The following is a 2,957-nucleotide window of genomic DNA, read 5'->3' as shown; positions in this document are numbered from 1 at the left end:
CCTAAGGAAAGACCTTTTGCGTCTGAATGGTAGGCATATCTGCCGTCAACATTTTCATAATTTTCTGATACAATAACTGGTTTATGTCTTAAAGTAGTCGGTATTTTCATTGTATTACCTCCTGAAATTATTACAAAATTACTAAATTACTAAACTACTAACAAAATTATAATCAATTTTACTTGTTCTGTCAATATAGACTGAAAATAGACGGTCAATTTGTTATTATTGACAGTTATTCTCATTTAAGTTATCCTTTATTTATGGTCAGAGTATAAATAATCAACTATAAAAATGTCTTATGGTCTACCACTTCTCATTTCCACCTTCCCTTAGAAATTCCTCTGGAAAAGCTTAACGAGAAGATTAAGAGGAAAGTTATTTAATGATAGCGCCTTAAAGGATTTAATTAGAAGGATTTAAGAAGGGTGTTCAGAATAAAAAAGATTTATCCCCTATATTTTATTTAACTATAGCGTTCAAAAGGAGGATTTTATGTATATCGAACAATTTCATGTACCAAAAATTGCCCATAGCTCTTATCTTTTAGGTGGAAAAGAAAATTGTGCTATTGTTGACCCTCGACGTGATGTCAATGTCTATATTGAGGGAGCAAAAAGAATGGGTTTTAAAATTACCCATATTTTAGAGACTCATCTACACGCTGATTTTGTTTCAGGTCACCTTGATCTGGCGGAAAAAACCGGGGCAAAAATTTATATCCCTGCTTCAGCCAATGGTCAATTTAAACACCAGCCTTTGCAAGAAGGAGATGAATTTAAGATTGATGATGTGGTTATCCGGGTGATTGAGACACCAGGTCATACACCGGAACACCTTTCTTATGTTGTGGCAGATGAATCAAGAGGAAAGGAAGCGGTAGTCGTTTTCTGTGGCGATACCCTGTTTGTGGGAGATGTAGGCAGACCCGATCTTTTCCCGGAGAAGGTAAAAGAATTGGCTTCCCAATTATTTGTCAGTCTTAAAAAATTAAAGGAATTGCCGGTTTTTTGTGAAATTCTGCCAGCACACGGAGCAGGCTCCCTCTGCGGACGAGCTATGGGTGCTAAACGAACAAGTACCATCGGATATGAGAAGATATATAATAAAGCATTACAGATTAACTCAGAAGAAGAGTTTAGTGATTCTCTGACCCATGAAATGCCTCCGGTACCCGATCATTTCGGTCGATGCAGCGATATTAATCGAAAAGGCCCTAAATTAGTTCGTAACTTGGATAAAATTAATTCTTTAAAACCTTTGAAGTTCGCTGAATTAGCCGAATCAAGGGATTATGCGATACTCGATTGCCGCAGCTATGATGCCTTTGGAGGCCAGCATATTATCGGTTCATACGGAATTGATTTTGATGGTAATTTCCCGACTTTCGCCGGATGGGTCATACCTCCGGAGAAAAAAATTATTTTGGTAACACCTTCTCGAGTTGATGGGGAAGAAGTAGCGATATGGTTAAGAAGAGTTGGTCTGGATAATGTGGTGGGATTTCTGGAAGGTGGACTGTTTGAGTGGGCAAAACATGGTCTTCCCACTCAATATATTTATCAGATTTCTGCTATGGAATTAGAACATATTCGAAATAACCAAGCCATTCATATTTTGGATGTTCGTGCTCCTTATGAATTTAAGGAATATCATATTGAAGGAGCAATCAATATTTCTGCGCCTGATCTCAGGGAAAGTTATAAAGAACTTGATAAAGAGAAGGAATATTATGTCATCTGTAGCACCGGTCATCGTTCGAGTCTGGCCATATCAATATTGCTGCAAAAAGGTTTTTATCGTCTGATTAATGTAGCCGGTGGAATGACGGGTGTAAGGAAGTTTACTGAAAATCGGTAGATGATAAAAAAATCGGGAAGTTTGCCTTATCGAGGTAAATTGCACCGAAAATAATCATAATAAAGGGGAGGGAGAAATTTAAAATGGATTTTCTTTCTTTAAAATTATGGTCACCTTATTGGGTGGGAGCAGGAATAGGGGTACTAAGCTGGTTTACTTTTTTGCTTTCCGATAAACCAATCGGTTGTTCAACTGCTTTTACCCGGACCAGTGGCATGATTGAACAAGCTCTGACCGGCAGGTCTGTCGATCAACAACTCTATTACCAGCAATTTCCTGCTAAAATTGACTGGGAGTGGATGTTTGTTTTGGGGATAATTATTGGTTCGTTTTGTTCAGCTACCCTTTCCGGAGAGTTCCAGCTAAAGTGGCTTCCATCCATATGGATAGCCAGGTTCGGACTTCAGGTATTTCCTCGAATACTTACTGCTTTCCTGGGTGGTATTCTTATGGGAATTGGAGCGAGATGGGCTGGTGGTTGTACCAGTGGTCACGGTATTAGTGGTACCCTTCAACTGGCAGTAAGCAGCTGGATTGCTGTTATTTTCTTTTTTGCCAGTGGTATATTCGCTGCCTACTTGATCTATTAGGGAATAGGAGGTTAGAGGTGCTAAAAAAATTACATTTAAAAAAACAGACTCAGCTTATTCTTGGTTTGGTTATGGGAATTATTTTTGGTTTCCTTCTGCAGAAGGGAGGGGCAGGAAAATATGATATTATCCTGGGGCAGCTGCTTCTAAAAGATTTTACCGTCATTAAAATTATGCTATCTGCCGTGGTTATCGGAATGATCGGTATTTATATTCTGAAGGGGTTAGGCTTGGTCCAACTTCATCCTAAACCGGGTTCAATGGGTATGACCGTTATTGGTGGGTTGATATTTGGTGTGGGTTTTGCGGTACTCGGTTATTGTCCAGGAACCATATCTGCGGCGATTGGCCAGGGTAATCTGGATGCCTTATTCGGTGGTCTAATCGGGATTTTAGTTGGTTCAGGAATTTTTGCTCATCTTTATCCCAGTTTGCAGGGTGTTTTAAAAAAAGGATGGTTTGGTAACATCACCATTCCTGAGTATTTTAAGGTGAATCCCTGGATGG

Annotated in this window: 3 protein-coding genes; all 3 read left to right on the top strand. The window is 39.1% G+C overall.

Annotation, left to right across the window (positions count from 1 at the left end; genetic code table 11):
- Positions 1-495: 495 nt before the first annotated feature.
- Positions 496-1,860: an MBL fold metallo-hydrolase gene (locus tag ENO17_09585; protein HER25283.1), complete on the top strand. Its 1,365-nt coding sequence runs from the start codon at positions 496-498 to the stop codon at positions 1,858-1,860.
- An 83-nt stretch (positions 1,861-1,943) separates the two neighbouring features.
- Positions 1,944-2,450, top strand: a complete 507-nt coding sequence (locus tag ENO17_09580; GenBank protein ID HER25282.1) for a hypothetical protein — start codon at positions 1,944-1,946, stop codon at positions 2,448-2,450.
- Positions 2,451-2,521: 71 nt separating this feature from the next.
- A partial coding sequence (locus ENO17_09575) for a YeeE/YedE family protein (protein HER25281.1) occupies positions 2,522-2,957 on the top strand: 436 nt, incomplete at its 3' end.

The sequence above is a fragment of the Candidatus Atribacteria bacterium genome (assembly GCA_011056645.1).
In the GTDB taxonomy this organism is placed as follows: Bacteria; Atribacterota; Phoenicimicrobiia; order Phoenicimicrobiales; family Phoenicimicrobiaceae; genus Sediminicultor; species Sediminicultor quartus.
Note: the sequence above shows the minus strand (reverse complement) of the source record. Positions and strands in the feature narration are given on the sequence as shown.